The organism is Clostridium sp., from assembly GCF_047718555.1.
Taxonomy (GTDB): domain Bacteria; phylum Bacillota; class Clostridia; order Clostridiales; family Clostridiaceae; genus Clostridium_I.
In genome coordinates, this window is the sequence record NZ_JBDNRK010000011.1 from 14,532 (window position 1) to 36,992 (window position 22,461).

General features: G+C 31.5%; 20 protein-coding genes. 2 read left to right on the forward strand and 18 right to left on the reverse strand.

All coding sequences use genetic code 11. The annotated features are described in order from the left end of the window. Window positions 1-207: 207 nt before the first annotated feature. From ABF633_RS06515 to ABF633_RS06535, 5 genes are read right to left on the reverse strand one after another with little or no spacing between them, the layout of a single operon-like run. Window positions 208-1,155 carry a M14 family metallopeptidase gene (locus tag ABF633_RS06515; RefSeq protein ID WP_415522844.1) on the reverse strand — a complete coding sequence of 316 codons (948 nt, stop codon included), beginning with the start codon at window positions 1,153-1,155 and terminating at the stop codon, window positions 208-210. After that, window positions 1,133-2,125, reverse strand: a complete 993-nt coding sequence (locus ABF633_RS06520; RefSeq protein ID WP_415522845.1) for a M14 family metallopeptidase — start codon at window positions 2,123-2,125, stop codon at window positions 1,133-1,135. Before ABF633_RS06520 ends, ABF633_RS06515 begins: the two co-directional genes overlap by 23 nt. A gap of 14 nt (window positions 2,126-2,139) precedes the next feature. Next, on the reverse strand, window positions 2,140-2,922 hold the full coding sequence (locus tag ABF633_RS06525; RefSeq protein ID WP_415522846.1) for a transglutaminase-like domain-containing protein: 783 nt from the start codon (window positions 2,920-2,922) through the stop codon (window positions 2,140-2,142). Further along, complete coding sequence (locus ABF633_RS06530) at window positions 2,919-3,596, reverse strand: alpha-E domain-containing protein (protein WP_415522847.1); 678 nt, start codon at window positions 3,594-3,596, stop codon at window positions 2,919-2,921. Before ABF633_RS06530 ends, ABF633_RS06525 begins: the two co-directional genes overlap by 4 nt. Next, window positions 3,578-4,888, reverse strand: coding sequence for a circularly permuted type 2 ATP-grasp protein (locus tag ABF633_RS06535; protein WP_415522848.1), 1,311 nt, complete (start codon window positions 4,886-4,888; stop codon window positions 3,578-3,580). Before ABF633_RS06535 ends, ABF633_RS06530 begins: the two co-directional genes overlap by 19 nt. Window positions 4,889-5,269: 381 nt before the next feature. On the opposite strand from ABF633_RS06535, the gene ABF633_RS06540 reads away from it, so the two are divergent. After that, complete coding sequence (locus tag ABF633_RS06540; protein WP_415522849.1) at window positions 5,270-5,677, forward strand: hypothetical protein; 408 nt, start codon at window positions 5,270-5,272, stop codon at window positions 5,675-5,677. Between the two features lie 92 nt (window positions 5,678-5,769). Here ABF633_RS06540 and ABF633_RS06545 read toward each other — a convergent pair whose 3' ends face one another. Together ABF633_RS06545 and ABF633_RS06550 are read right to left on the reverse strand one after the other, a co-directional pair. Continuing rightward, window positions 5,770-7,482, reverse strand: coding sequence for a methyl-accepting chemotaxis protein (locus ABF633_RS06545; protein ID WP_415522850.1), 1,713 nt, complete (start codon window positions 7,480-7,482; stop codon window positions 5,770-5,772). A gap of 233 nt (window positions 7,483-7,715) precedes the next feature. Then, a complete protein-coding gene (locus ABF633_RS06550) occupies window positions 7,716-10,265 on the reverse strand; it encodes a calcium-translocating P-type ATPase, PMCA-type (protein WP_415522851.1) in 2,550 nt (849 codons plus the stop codon). A gap of 422 nt (window positions 10,266-10,687) precedes the next feature. Between ABF633_RS06550 and ABF633_RS06555 the strand changes: the two genes are divergently transcribed. After that, complete coding sequence (locus ABF633_RS06555) at window positions 10,688-12,334, forward strand: putative manganese-dependent inorganic diphosphatase (protein WP_415522852.1); 1,647 nt, start codon at window positions 10,688-10,690, stop codon at window positions 12,332-12,334. 98 nt (window positions 12,335-12,432) lie between these two features. On the opposite strand, the gene ABF633_RS06560 is transcribed toward ABF633_RS06555, so the two are convergent. The 11 genes from ABF633_RS06560 to fliQ are packed head-to-tail and all read right to left on the reverse strand — an operon-like array spanning window position 12,433 to window position 22,454. Beyond that, window positions 12,433-13,212, reverse strand: a complete 780-nt coding sequence (locus ABF633_RS06560) for a flagellar hook-basal body complex protein (protein ID WP_415522853.1) — start codon at window positions 13,210-13,212, stop codon at window positions 12,433-12,435. 24 nt (window positions 13,213-13,236) lie between these two features. Beyond that, the gene (locus ABF633_RS06565) at window positions 13,237-14,019 is read right to left on the reverse strand and encodes a flagellar hook-basal body complex protein (RefSeq protein ID WP_415522854.1); all 783 of its coding nucleotides are present in this window, start codon (window positions 14,017-14,019) and stop codon (window positions 13,237-13,239) included. Then, window positions 14,016-14,177, reverse strand: coding sequence for a hypothetical protein (locus ABF633_RS06570; protein WP_415522855.1), 162 nt, complete (start codon window positions 14,175-14,177; stop codon window positions 14,016-14,018). Before ABF633_RS06570 ends, ABF633_RS06565 begins: the two co-directional genes overlap by 4 nt. A gap of 38 nt (window positions 14,178-14,215) precedes the next feature. Then, window positions 14,216-14,752 carry a hypothetical protein gene (locus ABF633_RS06575; protein WP_415522856.1) on the reverse strand — a complete coding sequence of 179 codons (537 nt, stop codon included), beginning with the start codon at window positions 14,750-14,752 and terminating at the stop codon, window positions 14,216-14,218. Window positions 14,753-14,767: 15 nt separating this feature from the next. Further along, window positions 14,768-15,493, reverse strand: a complete 726-nt coding sequence (locus ABF633_RS06580) for a FliA/WhiG family RNA polymerase sigma factor (RefSeq protein WP_415522857.1) — start codon at window positions 15,491-15,493, stop codon at window positions 14,768-14,770. 15 nt (window positions 15,494-15,508) lie between these two features. Further along, window positions 15,509-16,171 carry a flagellar brake protein gene (locus ABF633_RS06585; protein ID WP_415522858.1) on the reverse strand — a complete coding sequence of 221 codons (663 nt, stop codon included), beginning with the start codon at window positions 16,169-16,171 and terminating at the stop codon, window positions 15,509-15,511. Window positions 16,172-16,185: 14 nt separating this feature from the next. Then, entirely contained in the window at window positions 16,186-17,061 is an 876-nt protein-coding gene (locus tag ABF633_RS06590) for a MinD/ParA family protein (protein ID WP_415522859.1), read from the reverse strand. Further along, entirely contained in the window at window positions 17,055-18,260 is a 1,206-nt protein-coding gene (gene flhF, locus ABF633_RS06595; RefSeq protein WP_415522860.1) for a flagellar biosynthesis protein FlhF, read from the reverse strand. The genes ABF633_RS06590 and flhF overlap by 7 nt, the downstream gene beginning before the upstream one ends. Next, window positions 18,260-20,329 carry a flagellar biosynthesis protein FlhA gene (flhA, locus tag ABF633_RS06600; protein WP_415522861.1) on the reverse strand — a complete coding sequence of 690 codons (2,070 nt, stop codon included), beginning with the start codon at window positions 20,327-20,329 and terminating at the stop codon, window positions 18,260-18,262. Before flhA ends, flhF begins: the two co-directional genes overlap by 1 nt. Before the next feature lie 15 nt (window positions 20,330-20,344). Beyond that, the gene (locus ABF633_RS06605) at window positions 20,345-22,174 is read right to left on the reverse strand and encodes a fused FliR family export protein/FlhB family type III secretion system protein (protein WP_415522862.1); all 1,830 of its coding nucleotides are present in this window, start codon (window positions 22,172-22,174) and stop codon (window positions 20,345-20,347) included. 10 nt (window positions 22,175-22,184) lie between these two features. Continuing rightward, the gene (gene fliQ / locus ABF633_RS06610) at window positions 22,185-22,454 is read right to left on the reverse strand and encodes a flagellar biosynthesis protein FliQ (RefSeq protein WP_015616056.1); all 270 of its coding nucleotides are present in this window, start codon (window positions 22,452-22,454) and stop codon (window positions 22,185-22,187) included. Window positions 22,455-22,461 lie beyond the last annotated feature (7 nt).

Below are 22,461 nucleotides of genomic sequence, written 5' to 3' on the forward strand. Positions count from 1 at the left end.
AATTCTATACTATATTAATATTCTTCTCATTAATATTTAGGAACATTTTTATAAAAAAAAACAAACCCAAGGGTATAACTGTGCCCCTAGGGTTCTAACTTTAAATTGTAACATAATTAACTTTACCCCAAAGCGATAAAATGGAAATATTTGCACCCCAGGGGTGTAAATATTTCCATTTCGTTTCAGTGCTTCATCACTGTGATGCTATATTTCTCCTGGAATTATCTTATATACATATGTACTCTCATAGATAAAAGGAGTGTCATGAACAAAGAAGACCAAGCCATCTACAGGTGCAAAAAATTCTTCCCTAACTAACCCATCATAGGGATCAAGAATTCGCCCCAGCAGTTCACCATGAGTCACATGATGTCCAGCTCTTTTTACCCTCTGTAAAATCCCTGATTTTGTTGAAATAACGGAAGAAACATCTTTAGAATTAATAATTTGAGAGACAAACCCTTCTTCTATGGAACAATTACATATACCCATTTTAGTTAAAAATCGAATTACAGAACGGATTGCCATTTCTGCAGCAGGTTCATCAATTTCTGTGGTTTTACCTGCATAGAGTGAAAAAGCTGAAGTATTCCACAATTGCCAGTTATAATTCAAGGTGGTAGTATCATAGGGCCTGCTTTCACGGATATACACATAAGGTAATCCAAATTCACGTCCGAGTTCTGGTTTTTCATAACCTGTATGCATCATTCTAACATGAGGCACAAATTCACCAGGCATATAATAACTTGGAAACTGTATGCCATAGGTATAGTTTTTAACATTATCAAATACATTATAGGCAATTCTTTGTGTAGTTTCCCCCAAATCATATCCTGGGAACATCCTATTAATATCTGTGTTGTCTAAAGACCAAAATCTTTTATTAGTATTCATAGAATAATTATTTACAGTTGGAATTATTAGTATCTGCTTATTGGGAACTATCTTTCCACCATTTTCCAGCCTTTTTAAAACTGCTACAAGTTGAGAACATACATATATTTGTTGTGCTTCATTTCCACGGGTAGCGCCTACAATTGCACAAGCTTTTTCTGATGTGTTATTTTCATAATCTCCAAATTTAAAAGCTGAAATTCTCATAGTATCCCTATAAGGAGATTCCAATCTAAATATTATTTCCTTTTTCATTTGTTACAGTCTCCTCTCCAATTAATCTAGCTACAAGAGACCCTGTATAGACTATTGGATATTCTCTTAATGTAAATACCATTCCATTGCAGGGAGAAATAATCTTCTCCTTTACCCTTCCCTCTAGTGGATCCAATATATCTCCTATTTTATCTCCTTTATTTACAGTAGTACAATGATCTATTGATGGAACAAAAATACCTGACTCAGCTGAATTTACAAAAAATACTTCATGTTCCATAGAATTAATCGCTTTGTGATTTTCAGCAGTGTTCTCAACCTTTCCTGACCATATATTTAACTCTTTCATTACATTAAATATACCAGTTAAAAATTGATCACCATATTCTTTTGTTATGCGCATTCCTACACCCATTTCTACCACAATGCATGGAGTCCCAATAACATTAAGAGAATGGCAAAGTGTGGATTCTAATACCGTTGCAGCCGGATGAACCCAAAGAAAATCCAAATTTAAAAAACTGGCAAGGGGCACTAGATTCTTAATCATATTCTCATTAATTCTAGCTTGAGGAATCTCACGAAGGAAAATATTACTTGCATGAATGTCTATGACAAGATCTGCATCTTTAAGGCTCTGCACTATGTTGTGTGCAACCTTTCTAACTATAGATCCTTCATCACTTCCTGGAAATACACGGTTCATATCAAGATCAAAATTTGGAATTCCCCTGGATATAGAATCTATTCCCAGAGGATTTAAAGCCGGGTAAATATCTACTATTCCCTTGATATATTGTGGATTTTCCTGAAGTTTTTTTGAAAGTTCATAACATATATACTGACCTTCCAGTTCATCCCCGTGAGTTCCTGTAACAATACAAATTCTAGGCAATGCCTTTTGATCTGCTTCATCAGTATTTTGTGGAGTGTATCGGCATCGTTTAATTTCCAGTACCTCATCTACAGGAAGCTGCATAGAGGAAATTATTTCTACCTTCTTATTCATTAAATTCACCAACTTTACTCATTAAATTCACTAACTTTAGCTGATATTTGTATACTCTGTTTAACATCTCTGTCTTTAGAAACAAAGCACCCTCTATCTACAGTACAATCAGAACAATCACGACCACTTGAAATCTTTATATATCCATATTCAATACTCCTGTCATTTGTAGGATCAATTCCATACCAGGTACCTTCATCATAGTACTCAACCCAAGCATGGGTTTCTCCTTCTCCCTGCATCAAACCGGCACAATAGCGAGCTGGAATTTTAAAATTTCGTAAAATTGCAATGGTTATATGTGCATAATCCTGACATACACCTTCACCCTGATTAAAAGCCTTTGCTGCAGTTGTTTCAGTATTTGTAGAGCCCGGTACATATTTCATTCTACTATATACAGCATGACTTATTAAAACAGCTTGCTTCCTGAAACTGTCAACTTTTGGAATACTAGCTGCAAAATCCTCCATTGATTTACTGATACTTGTCCTTGTAGTTTCATATAGAAATATTCTATCAAGTATTTCAGCAGATTTATATTTACTAATCAAAGCTTTTCCAAAGATTTCGTACTGAAATACTTCATGTTTAAAATTAATACTTCCTGATAGAGTTCTATTATCAAAAGAATCTTTGCTAAAGGTAATAGGTACCTCTGGAAATATAGATATTTTTTCATCATAAATTTTTTGAAACTGATAATTACCGGGAAGGCATCTTAACATAAAGTGTTGATTAGTAATAACGTCTTGAAATTTTAATCTAGTTACAAATGAGAATTCATACCTTTTCATTGCCCTATCCCCCATTTAGATAATTCATCAATATAATTTTTCATAGAATTATATTCTGACATATCTTCACTGTCAATAAATTTAACTTGTTTAGAAGTATTTTCGTTAATTTTTAAATTAACTGCATATCTGTAAAGTCTTTCTATTGCTGCTTTTTTAAGCTTTTTACTTTCATCAAAGCGATTGTAAAGTTCAATTCTTTCTATATATTTTCCAGCTTTTATAAGATCTCTGGCATCATTCTCTAATATATAGTCATCTACCGCTCCCCAAAAGGCAATTAAGTCATCAGTAACACTCTGTAGATTCACAACTACATACTCCTGGCTATTATAACATTTTTTCAAATCATTACATGCCAATTGTATATAGGATAAAGTTTTACTTGTAATGGTATCTCTAAGCACCATACCATTATCATAAGTCTTACCAATATAATATGCTATGCTTATTTCGCTTTCTTCATCGGAAATAAAACGTTTTACAAAATCTCTTTTATCGCTATAATTATTAATAACTCCAAGTCTGCTGCAAAATTCTAAATAAGCATCCTGGTTCTTATCTACCATTTCATCATAAAAACGCCTAAGGTAAGCAATAGTAGTATATGCTCTTTCTGCATATCTGCCAAGCCAATAAAGATAGTTTGCCTTATTTATTGAGATATTATCCATGTATCCTTAAACCCCCCTCCCTGTGAAGAATTAACTACAAAAGAATCTGGATTACGTGAAAATCTAGTTAAGCCACTTTTCCATACCTTAATATCTTTACCATGGACTACAAATGCTCGAAGATCAGCTTTACGTGGAACGGTTTTGTCTCCATCTAAAACCATAAGATCTAAAAAGTCTATAACCTCCTGAGCTATAAATCTCCTTGGGTTATCTATTATAACATTTCTTAAATTATTAATTTCATCTTTTGAAAGCTCTTGTCCAAATATGACTCCATATCCTCCGGCTTCACTTACATCTTTAATTACCAATTTTTCAATATTTTCCAGTACATATTTTTCATCCCTTTTAAAAAATGGAAGATACGTTGGTGCATTTTTTAAAATAGCATCTTCTCCTAAATAATAAGAAATCATAGCTGGAACAAAATAATAAATTCCCTTATCATCCGCTATGCCATTACCAGGGGCATTAACTAAAGCTACATTTCCTTTTTTATAGGCCTCCATAAGATGTGGTACCCCAATTACAGAATTCTGCTCAAAAACCATAGGATCCATATACTCGTCAGATACTCTGTGATAAATGGCACCAACACGCTGTCTCTTGCCATTAAAGGTATTATAATATACCACTCCATCAATAACTTCCAAATCTCCAGAGAAAGCAAGTACTGCGCCAATTTTTTCCGCAAGATAGGAATGCTCAAAGAAGGCAGAATTATATCGTCCTGGTGTAAGCACCACATTAATACCTCCGCAATTTACTTCTTCAAACATTTTAGATAAAATGGAAGCATAATTACGATTTTCGCATACTTTGTTTTTCTCAAAGGTTTCAGGACTTATACTTCTTGTAATTTCTCTTGCAATCATTGGATAAGATGCTCCAGAGGGAATACGTAAATTATCTTCGAGAATATACCATCCATCAGCAGCTTCCACAAGATCAATACCCGAAATATGAGAATATATACCTTTAGGTGGAGTAATACCACAGCACTCTGCTAAAAATCCTTTGGAAGAATAAACAAATTCTTCTGGTATTATTTTATCCCTCAAGATGCAGCGGCTGGAGTAAATATCCTTTAAAAATAAATTAAGTGCACATACCCTCTGGATTAAACCTCTCTCCAGAATGGCAAACTTATCAGCTTTAATAATTCTTGGTATAGCATCAAAGGGAAACAGCTGTTCAATAAATTTATCATCTTTATAAATGCCAAATTTAACACCATATCGTTCAAGCCATTCATTTACCAATCTGGCATTTTCATAAAGCAGCTTCAAATAAATCACTTCCTTTAAATATTATTAATATTCAAAAATTTTTCCATACAAATTTTTACCCATACAAACAAAATATACTATAGTTGTAAAAAAATCAATAGAGCAAAAGCTATAATTCTTGATTTCAGCTTATATATAATTTAATTATTATAATTCATAAACAGAATTCTTGGTATCAGGTGGAGTTTTTGTTTATGACCTCTGATGATTAGAAATAATCATCGGATAAATATACTAATAATAAATGTGTTATAATACATGTTTTAAAAGAATATATATTATGTTATAATGTAGTTGCAATTTTTTATTGTAACCACATTTTCTATAATACATTAAGCTAATATTAATAATAAAATATACTACTAAAAAGGAGCTATAAGAATGGGTTTTAAGGAAAAAATACAAAATTATTATACCAAATCTTATATGAAGAAATATGGGGATAGACTTACACAAGTACAGGGTAATGTAATATCTATTAAAGTTGAAGAGAAATCGATTTTATGGATTTTTCACAGACTATTAGTTACTTTAATTATAAAACCTGATAGAAGCAAGAATATTACACGATGCACTTATAAGAGAAACAGATGGTTTAAAAAGCCAGAATTCATGACTATAAATCAGGGAAATCTTTTGATTGTGCAGGGTGTAAAAGGAGTTAAAGGCAAGGAAAACAGCGAAACTATAGAGATAATGAACATTAGAAATATGACTACCAAGAAAGATTTAGTTAAAATAGATGGGAATACTCCTAAAACGGTGAGACAAGTTAAACGATATAAATAAAATAATATCAATTAAAAAATAATAGAATTTTTACATAAAACGTATTTATAAAAATAGGGAACATATATAAATCATTATAAGTTCCCTTATTTTTATATTTTAAATTTTTGTATCAATTCATTTAATTTTTGGGCAAGTTCTGACTGTACCTGTGCAGTCAAAGATACCTGTTCTATGGCTCTTGTATTTTCATTAATACTGTTTTTTATTGTTTCTGCATTTTCTGCAGACTCCTGCTGACCTGATGAAATATTTCGCATGGATTCACTTACCTGTCCTATTGTTGCTGTGAGTTCTTCTGACATGGTTGTTATCTCTTCAGACATCTTACTGATAAAATCAGAACTATCATTGTAGTCATTTCCCATTTTCATAAATGAATCAAATTGAGGATTAATTTTTTCATTTATAAAAGTCAAAATATCATTACTGCCACTAGAAAGATCTCTGAATGCTTCATTAACTTTTATAATATTATCATTAATTTCTGAAACTGCTTGTTCCGACTGTTCTGCAAGTTTTCTTACTTCTTCTGCTACTACGGCAAAACCTTTACCCTGTTCACCTGCTCTTGCTGCTTCAATAGCCGCATTAAGAGCAAGTAAATTTGTCTGTTTAGCTATACTTTCAATGGTGTTTGCCATTAATTTTATGTTATCCACTATTTTCCCACGTTCAATAGCTTCCAGTATCATATTTCTTTTTTCTCTATATAATTTTTTTGTGTTTTCCACAGCAGATTTACCCTGTTCTTCAGCTTGTATAGCTTTTTCTCTAATGTTATTTGCACTATTACCACCTTCAACAGATTTTTGTGAAAGTTCACTTATATTGGAATCTATTTCTTCAACAGATGTCGTTATTTCTTCAGAAGCAATGCTTGCTTCTACAATTCTGCTTGTAATAATATTAATTGAATTATTTATATGTTCAGATTGTGATAAGAGTTCTTCTGAAGTTGCATACAATTCTTCACTTGAACTATTTATTTCTCCAGAGCTATCCGTAATTGTTTTAAGCAATTCTACTATATTATTTTGTGATTTGTTTAATAATAATTCTGTTTCTCCAAATTCGTCACTTCTTGTTATGACTATTGGAGAAGAAAAATCAAATTGAGAAAAATTTTCTGCAAGCTTTCTAATTTTTAGAAGTGGCTTTTTTATATTATTTGAGAGAAGAAATCCAAGTAATATAGATACAACTACACTTAATAATATTATAGATAATGTAATTATACAAATATTCCTGTAGTACGATTTAATCTTATTATATTGCTGCTGTGATAGAAAATTATTTAGCTCTATTTCTTTATCAAGTATATTAAATGTATTTTCTCTATTTTTTGATGTCTGTTCCTCTTCTTTATCTGCATCTATGTAATTGCCAGCTTGTATTAACTCAATAGTTTTATTTCTTGAATCCCTGTATTCTTTCAAATAATTCTCATATTGTTCAAACAATTGTTTATCTTCACTATTCACTATAGAATTTTTATACTGTTCTCCAAGTTTTGTATCTTCATTTGTTAAGCTATTTATAATTGCTATTTTATCCTTTACTTTATCTTTATTTTTGGGATTGATTATAATAAACATATTTGACTTAATTTCTGTTATATTGATCCTGATCTGTTTAAGTACAGAAACCTTATTCAAAGCTTCATTATTACTATCCAAGCTTTTGTTTAAATGGTTCATCTTTTGAAATACTACTCCTCCATTTATAATGGTAAGAACTGTTATTATTCCGAAGCACAACATTAATTTTTTAGAAATCTTTAAATCTAAAAACCATTTTTTCACATTTCACACTCCATTTCAATAAAATCTAATAGCATGTTTTATTTTATAAAAATTTTTATAATATATATAATTTCCTATATAACATATATGTTATATATTATTTTACAAAATAATATATAAATTTACAATAGTTATCAAAGAATTATATTTTTTTACTTATATATTTTTATATATACAAAAAAGGCTACCTAAAAATACAATTATATATTTTTGATAACCCTTTTCTTATTTTTTTAATTTCCTTTATTAAAAAATAAATATAGGCTGTTAATCATAGATATAAATCCGGAGAAAAATATTATTATAAGCCATTGTCCTATATTTAAGGCATTTGTATGAAAAATCACTCTTAAAAATGGTACATATATAACAGCCAGTAACATTATTATAGATAAAGTTACTGCTCCTACTAAATATATATTTGTAAACAATTTAATTTCAAATATGGAGTGCTTTTCTGATCTACATTCAAATACATGAATTAATTGAGACATTATAAGGGTTCCTAGTGCTATGGTTCTGGAGGTCTCAAGACTCATATGAAAAAACTTGCCTACCAGAAAAGACAGCACTGTACACACACCTATGAGACTTCCTCTTATAATTATCTTTTCTTTTAATCCCCTGGCAAATATGCTCTCGTCTTTAGCTCTTGGCATTTCATACATTACATCCTTATCTGGCGGGTCTACTCCCAGTGCTATTGCCGGTAAACCATCTGTGGCCAAATTAACTAATAGTATCTGAATAGGCAATAAGGGTGTATCTAAATATAGTAATGATGCAAGAAACATGGTAATTACTTCTCCCAAATTACAGGACAAAAGATATCGTATAAATTTCCTTATATTATTGTAAATTACTCTACCCTCTTCTACAGCAGAAACTATAGTTGTAAAATTATCGTCCAGTAGTATCATAGAGCTTGCCTCTTTTGTAACATCTGTTCCGGATATACCCATAGATATACCTATATCTGCTTCCTTAACTGCAGGAGCATCATTTACTCCATCCCCGGTCATAGCAACTATTTTGTTCTTTTTCTTAAAGGCCCTTACTATTCTAAGCTTATGTTCAGGACTAACTCTGGCAAAAATTTTCACTTTATTTATTGCGTTAGATAGCTTTTTATCATCTAATCTATCCAATTCCTCACCAGTTATTACCTCAGATATATCACTGCAAATGTCCAGTTCTTTACCTATAGCAAAGGCCGTATTCTTATGGTCACCAGTTATCATTACAGGTTTTATGCCAGCCTCCTTACATTTTAGCACTGCAGGTTTAACTTCTTCCCTTGGTGGATCAATCATACCTGCAAGGCCTAAAAATATAAGATCTTTTTCCTGATTGTTTTCAGTTATAATTCCATTACCCTTGTAAGCGGCTCCTATACACCTCAATGCTCTGTTTGCCATAGAATCTACAGCTGACTGAACTGTACTTTTATGATTGGAGGTAAATAATTCTACCTTACCATTTATAAATATATATTTACATCTTTCAATAATTCTCTCAGGTGCTCCCTTCACATAGGCAATCTTATTGCCCTGTTCAGTTAAGAGCACAGACATCATCTTTCTATTGGAATCAAAGGGTATCTCACTTATTCTGTTAATCTTATTCAAAAATCTTTTTAACTCATCCACACTTCCAAAAAATGCTTTGATTAAAGCAGTTTCCGTCGGATCTCCCATTAGACTTTTATTAAGATTTTTCTCTTTATAGTTTAAATCACTGTCATTACAATAAGTGAAAACCTTCTTCAAAGGCATTAATGCATTATCATTAAAGGATTTTTCACTGTAGGTTTTCCCATTATAATATATAGATTTTACAGTCATTATATTTTGTGTTAGTGTACCAGTTTTATCACTGCATATTATAGACGTACATCCTAGTGTTTCTACAGCAGGCAATTTTCTAATAAGTGCATTTCTCTTGAGCATTCTTGATACTCCTAAAGCTAAGGCTACAGTGACTATAGCGGGCAGTCCCTCTGGAATAGCTGCTACAGCAAGACTAACTCCTAATAAGAACATCTCATATTTATCCTGACCTCTTATAATACCTAAAGCAGTAACTATTACACATATACCTATACATAGTACCACAAGTATTCTTCCAAGTGATGCTAATTTTTCTTTTAAAGGAGTTTTATCTTCATCTATATTTTGCAGTAAATTTGCTATTTTGCCCATTTCTGTATTCATACCAGTTTCAACTATTCTGCCCTCACCTTTACCTGTAAGTACAACAGATCCCATATATACATTATTATTTTGATTACTTCTTGTCTTTGATACCCCCACAGATTCTCCTGTCAAAAGAGATTCATCTACCATTATATTTGATGACTTAACAATAATAGCATCTGCCGGTATTCTATCTCCGCTTTCAATTATAATCAAATCACCAGGTACAAGATTTTCTGCATTTATTACTTGAATATTACCATCCCTCATAACCTTTGCCGTAGGTGATGCCATCTCTTTTAAAGCTTCTAGAGACTTTTCCGTTCTAAACTCCTGAATAAATCCTAAAATTGCATTCATGATAATTATAATTATTATAGTTATGGCATCTGCCTTTTCTCCCATAAGTCCAGATATAATTGTAGCCCCTATTAAAACCCAGGTTATAAAATCATTAAATTGAGATATGAATATACTTAAAGCTGAAATACTTTTCTTCTTTTCAAGTACATTTAGTCCATATTTTTTTAATCTAGCTTCTGCCTCCTGACTACTAAGCCCATTATAGATTTCCTTTTCATTAATCATTTTCTTTCCTCCTGCCTTAGCTATTAGCTTTTAAACATCCTTCTGTTATTTATTTTCAGATGCCCTACTTTCACACTTGTCCATTAGGCATATGAAAATAAATATGAAGTCAAAGATGCGACGTATATTTTGAATCCAACAAGGAAACAGCCTATCTGAGGGTTCTGTTGACGTAGTAAGATTCAAAATAGACTAGCATACTGACTAGTTATTTATTTGAATATGCCTTATCTCTATAAATAATATATGTTAATATATACAAGCTTTATGAAAAAATTTTAATTCTTTTACTTTACTTTTATAAATGTAAATTATAAAATATAGTAAGACAATTTATGCTAAAATATAGCATTACCAAAGAATTTATTAGAATTTTTAAATTTTATATGACTGAAAATTATTTTAAGGAGGACATTTACAAAATGAAGGATGTAATTTACATAACAGGACATAAGAATCCAGACTCAGATTCAATATGCGCTGCTGTAGCATATTCAGAATTTAAAAATAAAACAGGCAGCACCAAAGCAATACCCTTGAGACAAGGAGAACTCAGCAGAGAAACTAAATTTATTCTTGACTATTTTGATGTTGAAGAGCCACTGCTTAAAACTACTATGAAACTTCAGATTTCAGATCTTAATTTTGATAATATTTCGCCAATAACAGCAGATGTTTCTTTAAAAAAAGCCTGGTCTTTAATGAAAGAAAACAATGTAAAATCACTACCTGTAGTAGATAATCAGGGGAAATTGAAGGGGCTTGCTTCAATTTCAAATTTAATATCTACTTATATTAGTAACTGGGATGATAATATTCTTTCAAAATCCAGCACCAAAATAGATAATATATTAGATGCTCTATCTGCAAAAGCAATTTATTTAAGCAGTGAAAATCCTAGTTTTCCAGGCAAAATTATAGTAGCTGCAATGCTTCCTGAAAGTTTTGAAGAGTATATTAACGAAGGAGATATTGTAATTTCTGGAGACAGAAAGGATATCCAATCAATTATTGTAAAAGCTAAGGCATCTCTTTTAATAGTAACAGGTAATCATGACTTAAGTGAAGAAATACTTGAGAAGGCTAAGAAAGCCGGTACTTCCATCATTTTAACTCCTTATGATTCCTTTACTACAGCAAGACTTATAGTGCAAAGTATCCCTGTAGGCTACATACTTAATAATTCTGAAATTATCACTTTTAATGTGAATGATTATATAGAAGATGCAAAGGATACAATGATAAAAACAAGATATAAAAGTTATCCTGTATTAGATGAATCAAATAAAGTAGTAGGTACAATTTCAAGAGATCATCTTATTTCTAAGAATAAAAAGAAACTTATATTGGTAGATCACAATGAAAAATCCCAAACTATAGATGGTCTTGAGGATGCAGAAATACTTGAAATTATAGATCACCACAGAATTGGAGATATTCAAACAGGTTCACCTATATATTTTAGAAATCAACCTATAGGAAGTTCCAGCAGTATAGTAGGTCTAATTTTCTTTGAAAATGGTATAACTCCTTCAAAGAAAGCAGCTGGGCTTTTATGTGGAGCCATAATATCTGATACTTTATTATTCAGATCTCCAACTACAACTGATACTGATAGAACTATTTTAAAGAAATTAGCTGAAATTGCAGAAATCGATCCTGAAGATTTTGCAAGTAAAATGTTTAAGGCCGGCACTTCTTTAGAAGGTAAAACTGTAACTGAAATATTTAATCAGGATTATAAGATCTTCAATTTATCTGATTATAAAGTAGGAGTTTCACAGGTTAGCACAATGGATCTTGAAGGCTTTGAACCAACAAAACCTGAAATGATCAATTACATGGAAACTAAAGCTAAAGATGAAAAATTTAATGTACTATTATTACTTTTAACTGATATATTAAAAGGTGGCTCACAGCTTATAGCCGTTGGTCCAGACAGAGACATTGTTTCCAAAGCCTTTGACGTAAAACTTGAAAATAACTCCGCTTATGCCCCAGGAGTGCTTTCCCGAAAGAAACAAGTTATACCACCACTAACAAATACAATTGAAGCATTAAATCAATAATAAAAAAACACCCGCTTAAGAACGTTAAATTAACATTCTCAAACGGGTGTTTTTGATTTTCCTTAACACTCTTTAATGAATATGGCAAATTTTTTCATTTACCTCTTTAAATTATTCACCATTTCCCACATTTGATCTGCAGTAGTTAAACTTTTGGTATTGAGCTCAAAAGCCCTTTGTGCAGATATCATATCAGTCATTTCCTTTGCAATATCTACATTGGAATTTTCCACATAACCCTGCATTATATTTGTAGTATTAGTAGCAAATATCTGTGCTCCATTTTTAGGTACATATAAATTATCACCTACTGAAGCCATTGAATTATTACCTATAGTGTCATACACATTTATCTTTCCTACAGCTACATTACCATTAGGCTGCTTTATGCTTAAAGTTCCATCCTGTGCAACTACAAAATTATTTTGTGTAAGAGTTACAGGGCCATTAGTATAATTTACTTCTAATACATTGCCGCTCTTGTCTACCAATCTTCCATTAACATCTAGATTAAAATCACTGCTTCTTTCATAAGCAGCTGTTCCATTGGGACGAATTACTCTAAAATAACCACTGCCATCCAGAGCTAAATCTGTACTCTGATTAGTTTGTGTGATATTCCCCTGAGAATTATCTCTTATCCAATCTGTAGCCTTTACTCCTGTGCCATTTTGAGGATCAGCATTAATGCCATTGTTGTTATTAGTATTAGTAGGGTATCCTACTCTCGTTAAGTTTTCATATAAAAGATCACTAAATTGTACTTGCTCTGTTTTATAACCATCGGTATCTACATTTGCTATATTATTTGATATTGCATCCAATTTTTGCTGCTGTGCATTCATTGCACTTCTGCTTGTCCACATCAATCCATTCACTATAATCACCTCATATCTAATTAATTATTTTACAGTTCCCACATCATTAACTGCCTGACCTAAAGTTTCATCTATGGATTGCACAACTTTTTGCTGTGTCTCAAAAGTTCTCATAGTAGACATCATATTTACCATTTCATTTACTGGATTTATATTGGATTGTTCCAAAGCTTTTTGCTTAACAAAAATATTAGTATTAGTTATTGGATTTTCTCCTTGATATAAATTGTCTCCTACTTTTTTAAGAGTTCTATAATTATTGAAATCTACAGTTGACAAGGAATAAGAAGGTTTTCCAGCAATACTTACATTGCCGTATGCATCGCTGATTATTTGTCCATTTCCAACCATAATTCTCTCTTGGTTTCCCGTATTAATATTCCTTCCCATAACATAATCTCCAGAATCGTTAACTAAATAACCCTGCATATTTACATGAAAATGTCCATCTCTAGTATAATAATTTTGTCCGCCTGCTCCATTGTCTCTGTTTACAGTAAAAAACCCTCTACCGTCAATGGCAAAATCTGTATTAGAGTCAGTATTTTGTATATTACCTTGAGTAAAATCTGTTGCAGTTTCATCAATTCTACTGCCTAAACTTAAGCTGCCTATAGTCTGAGGATAATTTTTTCCATATTGAATATTACTTCTATTCTGAATAAGTACATCATCAAATTTTTTAATGGCAAGATCATCACTTTTAAATCCTACAGTATTTGAATTGGCCATGTTATTTGCTATAACATTTTGTTTAGCTTCTTGAGTAATCATACCTGAAATAGTTGTATATAAACTTCTTATCATTTTTTCACATCCTTATTATTTATTACTTTCATATCCTGTGGATATCTCATACCATAGGAAGAGGCTTTAGTTTCAATTTCAGCCCTGCTTAAGCTTATAGCTGATTTTGCAGTAATCATAAAGCAAGTTGATATAACCATTCCAATACCAATTCCCACAAGAACTTTTCTATCTGAAATAAATTCAATAAAAGCTTTTATTTTATGTACAATTTTTGTATTAATAGTATTTCCCCCTTGCCAATTCCCAATCTTTCTGATATATCCTCAACAGATAAGCCCTCTTTCATAAGCTTTTCTATATCATCAACTTTATCATTATTTATTTCCCTATTATCTATGTATTTAATTTTATCATTTTCATCAGTAATTTTTGTTTCTGCTGCAGTATTCTTGCCATGAGAAATTTCTATTGAATCCAATTCATTATTTGTTAAAATACTATCTTCCATAGCTTTATCATGGATATTTTCTATATCTGAATTATGTATATTTTTATAATTTACCTCAGGACTTATTTGTAATTTATCCTTTAACTCTTCTATTTCCCTTTGAAGATCCAGTATTGTCTCTGCAAATTCTTTTCTTACCTTTCCAATTTCCACATCATAATCTTTCACATTAGTTGAAGCCTTATGAAATACATTTTTAAAACTTGTATTTTCTCTTTTTACAGCCTTAATATTTACAGCTATCAATAAAATTCCTATAATTAATAGTAAAACTGTAGTCATTAAAGCACCTCCACACTATTCATATTTTAGCTTTTTTAAAGCTTGTCTAAGATGAACAATAGCCCTTGAGTGCAGCTGGCAAACTCTAGATTCTGATACAGATAAAATGCTGCCTATTTCTTTCAAAGTTAAACCTTCATAATAGTATAGAGAAAGTACAGTTTTATCTTTTTCGTTTAGGATATCTAGTGCCTTTGATAAATATTCTATTTTCTCTTTTTCTTCTAAAGCATTTTCTGGTCTTGGACTATTTTTATCTTCAATGGTTGTAATTATAGGCATATCGTCATCTTCTGAAAAAATCAAGCTTTCCAAAGAAGTTATAGACATATAATTTATGTAATTTTCAACTTCTGTTATATCTGCCATAGTTCCGCCAAAGGCCTTAGCTATTTCAGCATTTGTAGGATACCTTAAAAGTTTTTTTTGTAAGTTTTCTACTATTTGATTATATTTATTGAGCTTATCCATAGCACCTTTGGATATAGGACTATTTTTCCTAAGTTCATCTATCATAGCTCCTTTTATTCTGATAGAAGCATAAGTTGAAAATTTCATACCCTTACTCTTATCAAATTTATTAAGAGCATCCATTAATCCAATCATACCATAACCTATTAAATCCTCATACTCAATATATTTACTTTTACCTACTATAACTCTAGATGCTATATATTTTACCAATGGAATATATTCCTTAACTATTTCCTCTCTAGTATCAGAAATTTCTGGTATAGCCATAACTGGATTGCCCCCTTAATTTTTTTTCATCTGTTCACGCATTACCCCAAATACATAAGCTATAATTTTATCCTGAATTTTTGTCTCAATATTAAAAAATGAAAAACCTGAAATATACAAATTAGTATCCATATCCCTAAATGCTCTCATGCAATTACTGAGTACAAAGATATTTTCATGATCTAATGCAATTTTTATTATAAATCTATCTCCTGATTTAATCTCTTCCTTGGTCTTTAGTCTGAAGCCTCCACCACTTAAATCAATCATAAGTGCCTTAGTAAAAGCCTTTGAATCTTTTATGAGACTATTAAATGTACTATCGGAAATATTTTTGTCAACCTTCAAATATTGTACATCCCTTAATAAATTCACTCTAAAAAATCTTCTTCTCTGTATCTTTTTTACATCCTTTGGGATAGTTAAAAGTATCATTGGTATTATATCCATACGTCTCCCTATAACATCAGTATTAAAGCCATATAAATTATTTTCATTATAATACACAACTGTCACATGATCATTCTTATTAAGTGGTGCATATTCACCATTTAAAATTGGTATACTTATTCCTATATAATCCTTACCTACATCCTGTATATTGCTCTTATACACCTTATCCTCTATGAGAATTTCACATTTTGCATTTATGCTAAAGTTTACATTAGTACCACTCATCACACTATAACTCCTCACGAAAAAATATTAAATATTTTTTTAAATAATCCCTGTATTCCTGATTTACCCAATTCATTTTCTCTTTCAGAATCACCAATAAGTTTATTTGCTATTTTAACAATATCCTGAGCAGCAGCACAATTTGGACTTCCAATTATAAAGGGCTCCTGACTTTTTACTGCCAACACTAATTTTCTGTCCTCAGACACATTTCCCACATAGGAAATATCCATTTTTAAAAAATTTTTAACTGCATTTTGAAATTTATTATAGGTTTCTTCTGCTTCCCTTTTATCAAAGGTTCTATTTATGACTACCTTGGTCTTAGATTTAATTTTAAAATGAACTACTGCCTTTAAAAGACTATAGGAATCCATGAGTGAAGTAGGTTCTGGTGTTACAATCAAAATCAATTCATCACAGCAGGATATAAATCCCAATACACTTCTATTTATTCCAGCACCTGTGTCCATTATAATATAATCTAAATCTTCCAAATTTGATAATTTATCTAGAAAACTATTTCTTTGTGAATTAGTAATTTCATTTATTCTTGCTACACCAGATCCTCCAGGTAAAAGTTTTACCCCAAAGGGTCCTTCTATGACCACATCCTCTATATTTTTGTTATTAAAAATAACATCAAACACATTGTATTTAGGCAAAAATCCCATTAGTACATCATCATTACCCATGCCTATATCTGCATCAAAAATCAATACCTTTTTTCCCGTTTTTTGAATGGCTATAGACAAATTCACCACAAAATTACTTTTTCCTACTCCACCTTTGCCAGAAGTAACTGTAATTATCCTTGGTGTTTTTCCAGTTTTGTTAGCTTCATTTCCCTTTACAGCCATTTGCCTTAATCGTTGTGCCTGATCTAACATATACTTTCCACTCCCGTAATGAGATTTACCACATCTTCTACCTTCAATGTATTAATATCATCTGGAACATTTTGTCCAATTGATACATAGCTTAAAGGCTTTTTAGCCTCTTTAAGTATATTCAATATAGATCCATAGGTTGTAGTCTCATCTAATTTTGTTATTATAACATTATTATAATTCAAAACATTATAACCCTCAACTATAGACTTTATATCCCTATTCTTTGTAGTACAGCTCATTACCAAATGTAAGTTTTCAGAATGGGTTTTATCAATAAATGCTCTCAGTTCAGAAATTTGCATTTTATTTTTACTACTTCTACCTGTAGTATCCACCAATACTACATCACAATCCCGCATACTCTCCACTGCTGCTTCCATATCCTTTATAGAAAATACCACCTTAAAGGGTATTTTCATGATATCTGCATAGGTTTTAAGCTGTTCCACTGCTCCTATTCTGTAGGTATCAACAGTTATAAGCCCTATTTTCTTTTTTTCAATAAGTGCAAACCTTCCTGCAAGCTTTGCAATGGTAGTAGTTTTTCCAACTCCAGTAGGTCCTACTAATACAATTACACCCTCTTCATTAATTTCAGAAACCTCAATCATAGAGCCTAAGACTTTTTTTAATTTTTCCATTTCTTTCATTTCATCATTTTCTAAATTTATTCTATTTATAATTTCTTCTATTACAGCATCTTCCAAATCATATTTCTCTAGAGTTTTATATAATTCACTATTATGATTTGAATTTTCATTGCTATTATTTTTTACAATGCCCTTTAATATGTTTTTCATCTCTTGCATCTCTTTAATAAGATTATCTTCTTTGTCATATTCATCTTTATTAATGTTATAAACTTCTTTAGAAATTTTTCTACTTGTTACAGGGTAATTTAATTTTTCTAAGCTATTTTTATTACCTATCTGCACATCCATAGCCTTTTTTATAGCCTCTAAACTATTCTCAACAGAATTATGTATAATTTTAGATTTACCTTCATTTATTTCAGCAGCTTTATCAACATTATCTACCGCCGCAGTAACTTCTATAACCTTTTTTGAAAACAATCCAGTAAATCCCTTTTTTCTTATTTTCCTCTGACTTATTATTACTGCGTCCTTTCCCAACTCATACCTTATCCTTGTTACAGCTTCATTCATGCTATTTACAATATATTTTTTTATAACCATTATAAGCTGACAACTCCTTCAGTTTTTATTTCAATTTCATTAGGTACTTCATTGAGGGATAAAACAGTGATATTAGGGAACACCATTTCTATAAGCTTTCTCACTGCCGGCCTTATTTTAGGTGAAACCAATATTGCCGGTTGATTTTCTGGAAAATATATAGTGTTAAGTACATTTTTTATAGAATCAAGAATTCTTGAGGTAGTATCTGGATCTACTGCCGGGAAAGAACCCTGCATAGACTTCTGTATATTATTTGCTATGACATTTTCCACTTCCGGGGCAAAGGTAGCCACAACTATTCTGTTACTTTCATCTATAAGAGGGTTACATATGCTTCTTCCAAGAGCAATTCTCACATACTCTGTAAGGAGCTCAAGATCCTTAGAGTTTCTTGAATTATCCGCAAGACTTTCAAGTATAGTCACCATATCTTTAATAGGAACTTTTTCCTTCAATAAATTCTGAAGAACTTTTTGCACCTCTCCAATAGTCATAAGATCCGGTATGAGTTCCTCTACTACAGCACTATACCGCTCCTTCATTGAATCAATTATAGTTTTAACTTCCTGTCTTCCAAGAAGTTCATAGGAATGTGATTTTATAGTTTCCGTCAAATGAGTTACCATTACTGTAGTAGGATCTACCACTGTAAAACCTTTGATTTCCACATCTTCTTTCTGATCCTTATTAATCCATACTGCTGGAAGTCCAAAGGTAGGCTCAATGGTCTTTATACCTGGTATATCTTCTCCTTCACCGCTTGGGTCCATAGATAAAAGCATACTTGGCATAAGCTCACCCTTAGCTATTACAGTTCCCCTTATCTTTACCACATACTCGTTGGTCTTTAACTGAAGGTTGTCCCTTATTCTTATAGGCTGAACTACAATGCCCATTTCTATGGCACATTGTCTTCTTACAGAAGCAATTCTCTGAAGAAGATCTCCTCCAGAAGCCTCATCTGCCAAAGGTATTAATCCATAGCCTATTTCTATTTCCATAGGCTCTACTGAAATTAAATTCATTACATTTTCAGGTTCCTTATTTTCCTGCTCAGTCAATTCTATATTCATGTTTTCTTCCTGAATTATCATCTGAGCTTTTTCTTCCCTATACAGCATATAAGCACATATACCACAGGCAACTGCTAAAATAAAGAAGGGTGGGAAAGGAAGTCCCGGTATAAAGCTTAAAAATAAAAGTATAGCAGAAGCTATGCCTAGAACCTTTGGAAAGCTTGTAAGCTGTCCTACTACCTGTTTACCAAAATCTTCATCATTACCAGATCGTGTTACTAGAATACCTGTAGCAATGGATATTAAAAGTGCTGGTATCTGACTTACCAGTCCATCACCAATAGTGAGTCTTACATAGGTTTGAGCAGCCTCTGCAATTGGCATACCAAGCTGTACTGCACCAATTACAATTCCTGCTATGATATTTATCAAAACTATTACAATACTTGCTATGGCATCTCCTTTAACAAATTTAGAAGCACCATCCATTGATCCGTAAAAATCAGCCTCCTGCTGAATTTTCCTTCTTCTATTTTTAGCTTCTGTATCATCTATAAGACCTGCATTTAAATCTGCATCTATACTCATCTGTTTACCTGGCATAGCATCCAGAGCAAATCTTGCAGCTACTTCTGCAACTCTTCCAGCACCATTAGTAATTACTATAAACTGTATTACTATTATTATCAAAAATATTATTATACCAACCAGATAATTACCGCCTACCACAAAACTTCCAAAGGCATTAATTACATCTCCTGCATTAGCCTGACTTAAAATAAGTCTTGTGGAGGAAATATTAAGTCCCAATCTGAACAAGGTTGTAATAAGAAGCAAAGTTGGAAAAACAGATAACTGAAGTACTTCTGTAGTAAACATAGTTATAAGTATTATAATTGTAGCAATGGTTATATTTACTACAATTAAAATATCTAACATTGCTGTAGGTAATGGTATTATAATCATAAGTACTATAAACATTACTCCAACGGCTACAAGAACATCTAGATTATTCTTTAATTTGAAACCTTTATTATTGTCATTACCCATTTGTTATCTCACCCTTTACCTCTTTTTCATTTTATATACTAAAGCCAATATTTCTGCCACTGCTTGATACATATCCATAGGGATTTCTCCATCAATATCTACCTTTTCATATATAAGTCTAGCTAATGGCTTATCTTCTATAATTGGCACATTATTTTCTTTTGCAATTTCTTTTATCTTAAGAGCTATTCTATCTGCACCCTTTGCCGTTACAAAAGGAGCACTGCTCTCTCCCTCTTTATATTGGAGAGCTACTGCAATATGAGTAGGATTTGTTACTACCACCGTTGCCTCTGGCACACTTGCCATCATTCTCTTTGAAGACATTTCTCTCATCTTCTGCTTTCTCTTTGACTTTACTTGAGGGTCTCCCTCATCCTGCTTAAACTCTTCTTTTATTTCCTGCTTTGTCATCTTTAGCTCCTTATTATGCATAAATCTCTGATATATATAATCGGCTATGGCAATAATAAGCATAATCAAACAAATTCTAAATAAAATCCCTACAAAAATTCCCTTTAATGCATAGGGAATTGAAGTAAAGGTCAGTGTATTCATTATAAGTAAATTATAAAGATTATCTCGTACAAATTGATATCCTACAAAACCAACAATGATTATGAGTATAATATCCTTAAAAAGTTCTACCACAGTTCTAGATGAAAAAATCTTTTTAAAACCTGCTATAGGACTTAGTTTTTTTAAATCCGGCTTTAAAGTTTCCGTAGTAAAAATAAAGCCAGACTGAATATAATTTGCAAGTATACCTAAAATCATTATAGGCACTGCAAATATGAGAAATATTAAAGCTATATTAGTTATAGCATATATAAGTATATGCTGTATATTATTATAATTTAAGTCCATATTTAAAGATGTATTTAAATATGAAAACATCATATTTCTAAGTCTGTCATAAGAAAAATTCCCTAGAGATGTTACTACTAAAGTAGTTGCCATCAGTGTAAGTGCCAGTGCTACCTCTTTACTCTTAGCTACCTGACCTTTTTTCTTTGCATCACTTTTTTTCTTAGGTGTTGCCTGCTCTGTTTTGTCTTCCGAGGCAAATATAATAACCGCAGGTATTATATTGTAAAAGCCCTTCCAAAGATCTGGTATTAAACTAAAACCCTGAATTATAAGTTTTACTATCTCAGGCAGTATAAGCATAAAAATTGAAAATCCAAGTAGTATTTTAACAGGCATACCAAGTATCATTACATTTAGCTGTGGAACAGTTCTTGAAACAAGTCCCATTACTATATCCGTTATTATTAAAACTATTACTATAGGCATAGCAATCTTTATGCCTATTATAAAAAACTCAGCAAATGCATGTAAAGCATACATAGCAGATTCATTACCTAATATAAATTTACCTATATGTACTGTATTATAGCTATCTATAAGTGCTGTTATAAGTATATGATGACCGTCAATTACAAGGAACAGTACTACAGTAAGCATAGTTAAGATTCTTTCCACCAAGGTAGCATTACTTTGACTTGTAGGATCAAATATAGTCATCATACTAAATCCAATTTGAATATCCATAAAGTTTCCTGCAATTCTGCCGCAAATAAAAGCTAAATTAGTCAAATATCCAAGTACAAGTCCCGTTATTATTTCTGAGGCACATTGCTCCATATAAATCAGTCCATTGTTAATACCTGAAACACTGCTGTAATTTAAAGTTGACATTATAAAGAAAGCAATTATAGCAGAAAAGGCAATTTTAACTGTATTTGGAAGCCCACTTGGAAAAAGCACCTGCAATGCCACAAAAAAAGTTATAATTCGTAAAAACACCAGAAAAAATGCAGCAAAATAAGAAACCTCTATCATTTCATCACACCTATCTAGTAATATTTGCTATCATTTCAAATATTCTTTCTGTAAACCCAGTCATCATATGAAGCATCCAAGTACTGGCCACTATTCCTACAACCGCTATGGCAATAAGTTTTGGGACAAAGGTAAGAGTCTGCTCCTGTATTTGAGTTGTTGCCTGCATTATGCTTATAATAAGTCCTACCACAACAGATACAATTAAAATTGGTGCAGATATTAAGAGTCCTGTGCTTATAGCATCCTTTAATATTCCTAAAAGCATATTTTCTGTCATAATAATT

What these genes read in the sequence shown, in the direction of transcription:
- ABF633_RS06515 (WP_415522844.1), bottom strand. Translation starts at nt 1,155, where the DNA reads ATGAAAAAGGAAATAATATTTAGATTGGAATCTCCTTATAGGGATACT.
- ABF633_RS06520 (WP_415522845.1), bottom strand. Translation starts at nt 2,125, where the DNA reads ATGAATAAGAAGGTAGAAATAATTTCCTCTATGCAGCTTCCTGTAGAT.
- ABF633_RS06525 (WP_415522846.1), bottom strand. Translation starts at nt 2,922, where the DNA reads ATGAAAAGGTATGAATTCTCATTTGTAACTAGATTAAAATTTCAAGAC.
- ABF633_RS06530 (WP_415522847.1), bottom strand. Translation starts at nt 3,596, where the DNA reads ATGGATAATATCTCAATAAATAAGGCAAACTATCTTTATTGGCTTGGC.
- ABF633_RS06540 (WP_415522849.1), top strand. Translation starts at nt 5,270, where the DNA reads ATGGGTTTTAAGGAAAAAATACAAAATTATTATACCAAATCTTATATG.
- ABF633_RS06550 (WP_415522851.1), bottom strand. Translation starts at nt 10,265, where the DNA reads ATGATTAATGAAAAGGAAATCTATAATGGGCTTAGTAGTCAGGAGGCA.
- ABF633_RS06555 (WP_415522852.1), top strand. Translation starts at nt 10,688, where the DNA reads ATGAAGGATGTAATTTACATAACAGGACATAAGAATCCAGACTCAGAT.
- ABF633_RS06565 (WP_415522854.1), bottom strand. Translation starts at nt 14,019, where the DNA reads ATGATAAGAAGTTTATATACAACTATTTCAGGTATGATTACTCAAGAA.
- ABF633_RS06575 (WP_415522856.1), bottom strand. Translation starts at nt 14,752, where the DNA reads ATGACTACAGTTTTACTATTAATTATAGGAATTTTATTGATAGCTGTA.
- ABF633_RS06580 (WP_415522857.1), bottom strand. Translation starts at nt 15,493, where the DNA reads ATGGCTATACCAGAAATTTCTGATACTAGAGAGGAAATAGTTAAGGAA.
- ABF633_RS06585 (WP_415522858.1), bottom strand. Translation starts at nt 16,171, where the DNA reads ATGAGTGGTACTAATGTAAACTTTAGCATAAATGCAAAATGTGAAATT.
- ABF633_RS06590 (WP_415522859.1), bottom strand. Translation starts at nt 17,061, where the DNA reads ATGTTAGATCAGGCACAACGATTAAGGCAAATGGCTGTAAAGGGAAAT.
- flhF (WP_415522860.1), bottom strand. Translation starts at nt 18,260, where the DNA reads ATGGTTATAAAAAAATATATTGTAAATAGCATGAATGAAGCTGTAACA.
- flhA (WP_415522861.1), bottom strand. Translation starts at nt 20,329, where the DNA reads ATGGGTAATGACAATAATAAAGGTTTCAAATTAAAGAATAATCTAGAT.
- ABF633_RS06605 (WP_415522862.1), bottom strand. Translation starts at nt 22,174, where the DNA reads ATGATAGAGGTTTCTTATTTTGCTGCATTTTTTCTGGTGTTTTTACGA.
- fliQ (WP_015616056.1), bottom strand. Translation starts at nt 22,454, where the DNA reads ATGACAGAAAATATGCTTTTAGGAATATTAAAGGATGCTATAAGCACA.